Raw genomic sequence first — 6,208 nt, 5'->3', positions numbered from 1 at the left:
ATGCAATAGAAGATGATATAAACGAGGTATTTAATGATATAGATCAGATTAATCAATTAATCGATGAGTTAAGCATAGTAAATAATTACTTTGATGGTGCTGTAAATAATAACCTTAAACGTCTAAAAGAAAGACTAGAGAATATCAATAATGAAGAAGATGAAAGTAATGCTGAACAATTGAGAGGATATAATGAACAAAGGAATAATGATGATGCAATAATCAACTTAAAGATTAGTAATATGTTTAGTTCTCTTCAACAATAGATAATCTGACTTGGAAGTCCATGAAATATTACCTCATGAACTTCCTATTTATATGAATATTAAAAGGAATATATATATAAGAAAAACACGATTTTAATGTAGTTACTCGTTAATTATCCATTCCTTTAATTTTTAGAAATTCTAAAGTATAAAAAGGAGGTATTAATAAAATTTGCAAAGTCCTCTTTAAGTTTATTTACTTCCTGAGTGAAAGATTTTAATAACAAATTGGTAAAGGATGCAATGTTATTTACGTAATTTAAAGACACACCATCTTTTCTAATTAAATCGCTGTTATTATTTAACTTTAAATGTGTTATCTTTCTTCTTCTTGAATTTTTTGAGCAATTAATCCAATAAATAATTCATCATAATCCTTAGAACTAGAGATTTTTTTGAATCCATTGCTTAAATTTAACTCATTATTACGGCTAATTATTTGTTCAAATATACCTTCAACCAAGCTTCTAGCTTCAGTATATTGATCTGTCTCCGATGCTTCTGATGGGTGTAATATTTGATAGATAATTTTTGTCTTTTTGTCATCTAAGACATCTCCGATACCAATTGCTTTTTCGAAATGAGATACTGAACAAAATATTCTTATGTTATCGTCTTGTTTATAGTTGAATATATTCTTGCAATTCGTTAATTGGGCTTTTAGTGTAGTAGAACGATGTTTTTCATTGTTATCTACATCATGTAGTACATCGTAAGAGGAATTGAATTGATTTAGAACCTTCATTAAAGTAACTATTGTGGTTTTACCCCTAGCGCGTATTATGTGAATGTTATACCCTTTCTGCTTAGCAAGATGTTTAAAGGCAATATACTCAGTATCACCCTCGACAATAATTATTTTATCTGCAAAGAAAAATTCATTTACATAGGAATCCACATAGTTTAAAATTTTCATATTTGCTATGTCTTCATTATCAAATTTTTCATTGGCAGATTGATATAACTGGATAGCCTCTTTCTCACCCACTCTAAAAACCTGAATGGAAGTATGCTTTTCCGATAAATCTATGAGTATTGGAGAATGAGTTGAAATCATTAAGGGCATTTTTTTACCTATTTTATAAAGTGAACGACTTAATGCTCGAACTGCTTCAGGATGCAAAAATGCTTCAGGTTCATCTATTAGTAATAATTTATTGTCATTTTCACCTAATAGTTTTTTTTCAATCATATTTTGAATGAGGTAAATGAGGCTCATTCTTTGAAGACCAGTGCCTTGGTTAGCTAAAGGCATTTTAAATTGTTTGTTACTATCAATGTGGATGCTTGAATTTGTGGATTTTAGGAGGTCTGCTGATGAAAAACCAGAGCTTTCACCACCAACAACATTAAGAGATAGTTGGTCATTAGAGAAAAGCACTCTCAGATTATCGGAAACATCTTTACTTACCTTTGATAGTATGCCATCAGTATTTTGTTTGATTTTCTTTAAAAATGCAGGATATGCTTTTTTTAGCTTAGTATATTCTTCAGCTAGTTTAAAAGTAGCCATATCTTCTTTTGAATTTCCATCGAAATTCTCAAGTCTCAGGAGGTCATTTTTAATTATTTCCGAGTAAATGTTTTGAATCAAATCATTTATATCATCAGGTAACATAGACGGGGTTATGTAAAAGGGTCTATTGCTCAAGATGTCCTCTAGTTTATGGAATAAGCTGTGTGTTTTCTTGATTTCCTTTCCCTTATCATCACAAAAAGTAGGGGCATTTTCTTGTCTATATTTCTTAATAATCGTTATTCTTTCTTTATCAGCAGATTCAAACACTGCTTCGAGTATTATATCTATACTACGTACCGTAAAACAATCATTGGGGATAGTTTTTGCCTTGGTTTCTTTTTGGAAGAAGCAATTGATTGCTTCGAGAAAAGTTGATTTTCCAGTATTATTTCTGCCTGTAAGAATTATTATGAAGTCTTTTGAGAAACTAATTGAAAATTTTTCTTTAAAAACTTTATAGTTTTTAACACTGAAATTAATTAATCTCATATTTCTACTCCTTATTTTTATATTTTTGAGTGCTATAAGAAGCTTTGATTAAGGTCTTAAAAGTGATCAAAGTAACTTGTTTTTGTAATCATATAATATTATTTAATGATTTGGAACTATTTTCTATATTAATAGGAATCTTAATCATCAGCATAGTCGATTTTGAAGTTGAAGTCTCTGACTTTTTTATAGGTACTATTTACATCAAACAATAACTATTCTATACTATAAATTATGCAATCATCAAAACAAGTGTTCATTACGATCATTTTAATAAGTAATAGTGAATTTTTGGATTAGAAGCGGTACGGAATTAACTCGCTCTGTTCTGCAAACGCAGTTTTTGTAGCGGGTATGTTCTTGACTACTCAACCAATGGTGATTACTACAATCACTTCAAAAATTGAAAAGTGGTCTGAAATAATAAAATCTATTGGATTTGATTAAAGATACATCCGAAAAAAATTGCAGGATAGATTTGCTAAATAATTGGCATAAAGGACTACTAAATTGCTACATTATCTTATCAGACAGATTATGATAAAATGCGGATTGAAGTTCAACCTGAAATTTATAAATAGTAGTGTACATAATTGAATGAAACTAGTAGGAAGCACCTACGTGAATGTATTTCTTTGCGCATTCATGTAGGTGCTTCCTTCTATGTTTAAATCTTCATTTGTGGATTGAAGTACCCTATAATAACTAATATCAATATGAAAGAAGGTGATGAAGATATCAAAATTATCTGAACTCGTTGATCAGTATGCTATCGAATTATATGCCCTAAAAAAAGAAATATCAAAACAATATCCGATGAATAAAGAACAAATTGATCAAATTATTGTAGACGAAATGCAAAAATATTTCACTTCATTTCATTCTATACAAATTAATGAAATGAAGCCTCTTATTGATTTGTACAAAGATCAAGAGAACGATCAGTTGAAATCAATTATATTACAACAATCTACTGGGCTTAATATAAGTATAAACGACCAAAAGAAGTTAGATTTGATTTCTATATCAATACAACTTCTTAATAACGTTCTTTTCTATAAAAGAGAATATCAAAAGCAATTTAGTTCACATATATTCGAAAAAAATCTACTTGCAAGTGGAGCATTTCTATCTGGGACACCCCATGCAAAAACAATGAGTAAGCTTGTCGTGTCTGAGAACATATTCGAGTTAGAGCGTAGAGGATTCCGACCCATTGTCTACAGAAATGATAAAGGGGCCATTTTAAACACATATGATACAAAAGTATTAATTGGTCTTTTTAAGCTTTGGATGATACAAGGATGTAATCAAAACATTGAGTTTGAATTTAAGGAACTTGCTGAGGCTATGTTAACCAAACCTAGCGGAGGTGAGTATAAATTAATCTATGACAGCCTTCAAAACATTGCAGCGACATGGATTGAATACAAAGAATATTATGATCAATCCAAGCATAAATATTATTCTGCAACTGTACAGCACCGACCCATCACTAGCTTAAAACTTATTGCCCGGAAAAGAGAAGAAGAGAACGGGAAAGAGCGAGCAGCAGAAATTGTATTTCACGATATTCTTCATCAAAGCTTGTTAGAAAGAAATTATATCTTCATTAATATGGTCATTTTTAATGAATTACCTACTTCTTATGCCAGAATGATTTATTTAAGTATTCTTAATGGGATAGAAAATGATAATCACATTTTTAATATAGATGATCTAATTGATCAAATTATAATTACCGATGAAAACTATAACCGTGCTCGAACGATCAAGACCATCAAAAATTCATTTGAACATTTATTGCATGCTGATATTATTGCGAATTACGAGTTTATAAAAGTGAAAAATAAGGTTACTTTTATTCAATATAATCCTGCTGAATGGCTGTTAGTCCATCGACAAACACAAATCGAAAATTACGATTCTTAAAAAAACAAAAATATTTTTAAGAAACATACACTTTACTCCCTAAAAAAACAAAAATAGTTATCCACAGATTTAAAGATGAAATAACTATAAAGTATTTAATTATTTACGTTTTTTACGGAGTAGACTGTATGGTTTTGGGAGTAGAGTGTATGGTTCACGGAGTAGAGTGTATGGTTTACGGAGTAAAATGTATGGTTTTGATAAAAATACGCTGTAATAGTAAAAATTGATCATTTTGAGTAGCATTGACCAAATCAAAACTAAGTGATAATGTCGATTTATGACATGTTAACATGTGGATAAAATAAAAGAACTTCCTTTCTGACAAAAGGAAGTCCTTACAGTGATCAGCATGTAGCTATTTGAGAATCGCTCCCCAGCAAAATCTCATCCACTTCATTTCACTTATATGATAATAAGTTTAATTAAGTTTTCTGCTACGCCCTCTCTAAATTATAACAACAATTACTGAAGGTGTACATATTTATAAGCAATAGATTGAAGGAAATTTATAAGAAAGGAGAGTTAAGAGTGACGCATATTACTTTTGAATTAACAGAAGAAAAATCTTCAAATTTTGTTTTAACAGATGGCTTCATGGATGCTCTGTTTTCTATATCTGAAAATATACATAAAAAAGAAAAGTTTAAAGAACGATCGAATGGATCTAGTCGCTTGCTTTGGCATATTACGAAAGCTGACTTGATGTTGATGTGTACATTACATGTTTGCTTCAATTCAAATGGTGAACTCGAAAATGTAAGTAAACATCAGATTTATCAGAAGTTGCAAAATCTATATGAAGATCCTTGTTGTGATGATCAATTTTATATTGCATTTGATAAGTTTGTGAGACTTGGATTCATTCATGAAATTCAAGATGGTATTAGATCCGAATTTAAGTTGAACCACTTTATTGATCCAGCTACTAATAAAATAACTCGTATGGTAGTTATGAATCCATTTGTTTTTAAAAAGAAATTCACAGATTTGCCGATCGCAGCACAAAAGCTTGTTTTTGATCTTATTCGTAAAACAGGTAACAATAAAAAAAATGATGCTTTTTATTGGCTAAGTAAAGGTTCCGGTATTTTAAAACAATTGCATAAAACCTATGTTTATGAACTCAAGAATATTGTTAACATATTGGCGAGTTTAAAAATAGACGGTATATCTCTTTTGAAGTTTTGGAAAATTGATAACCAAAAAGGAACTCGTTTACCGAAGTTAACAATGAAACTAAATCCTTTATTAACAGAGGAATATGTTAAAGGTATGCATTATCGTCAGGTACTTCCTGGGCGAAAGTTAAACCGTAGAATAGTTATGCATCTTAGAGATTTATTAGCTAGCAATCTGATTGGAGATTTTGAGTATCATAATGAAGGAAAAGACTTTTATCTTCTTGCTACTAAACTCAAAAATAAGAGCAGAAAATTCATTAAGTATATTGTTGAGAAAATCAGAGAAGTTTATGAGCTAGAACGGAAGTTTCCAGAAGACATCATTGATCTTATTACGTTTGAATTAAAACATAAAACAATGAGTGAAATTATTGATATTTCAAAACGAACCGGTGTTTATAAATTTATTTCTCCACGTAAGTATGATGAGAATCGATTATTTGAATTTGCTTCAGCTGCAAGCTCATATGGAAAAAGAGAGTTTGAAAAATTATGTAAATCTGCTTTCCAAGTGTTCGAAAAACATTTCACTATTGTTCCAGCACATCATACTAAACAATATGCGTACTCTAATCTATTAGATCTCTTTATTGATGCAGATACGCTTAGATCTGATGCATTGTTAAAACAAAAGTCTCCTGAAGCTTATAAAAAACTAGAGGCTTATGCAGAAGATAGATTACAAAAAGATAAAGAAGATCCAATCAATATAAGAAAATGGATTCAAGAACAAATTGATTTATTACCAAAGTGGACAAATATTGCAGATATTCCACTTGGTTTTAAAATCGAAGATTATATCTTGAACAAATTAAAAT

At 29.9% G+C, this 6,208-nt stretch carries 4 protein-coding genes; 3 read left to right on the top strand and 1 reads right to left on the bottom strand.

Annotated elements, in window-relative coordinates; genetic code table 11:
* Positions 1–266: hypothetical protein (locus PTI45_RS23985; protein ID WP_217492685.1), on the top strand; the 266-nt coding region annotated here is incomplete at its 5' end.
* 316 nt (positions 267–582) lie between these two features.
* Here PTI45_RS23985 and PTI45_RS01125 read toward each other — a convergent pair.
* Positions 583–2,274: an ATP-dependent nuclease gene (locus PTI45_RS01125; protein ID WP_069325715.1), complete on the bottom strand. Its 1,692-nt coding sequence runs from the start codon at positions 2,272–2,274 to the stop codon at positions 583–585.
* Positions 2,275–3,003: 729 nt separating this feature from the next.
* Between PTI45_RS01125 and PTI45_RS01120 the strand changes: the two genes are divergently transcribed.
* On the top strand, positions 3,004–4,206 hold the full coding sequence (locus PTI45_RS01120; RefSeq protein WP_069325714.1) for a hypothetical protein: 1,203 nt from the start codon (positions 3,004–3,006) through the stop codon (positions 4,204–4,206).
* Between the two features lie 531 nt (positions 4,207–4,737).
* On the top strand, positions 4,738–6,208 hold a 1,471-nt coding region (locus PTI45_RS01115; protein ID WP_069325713.1), incomplete at its 3' end, for a hypothetical protein.

It is taken from the genome of Paenibacillus nuruki (genome assembly GCF_001721045.1).
In the GTDB taxonomy this organism is placed as follows: Bacteria; Bacillota; Bacilli; order Paenibacillales; family Paenibacillaceae; genus Saccharibacillus; species Saccharibacillus nuruki.
This window is presented reverse-complemented; position numbering and strand designations above follow the sequence as displayed.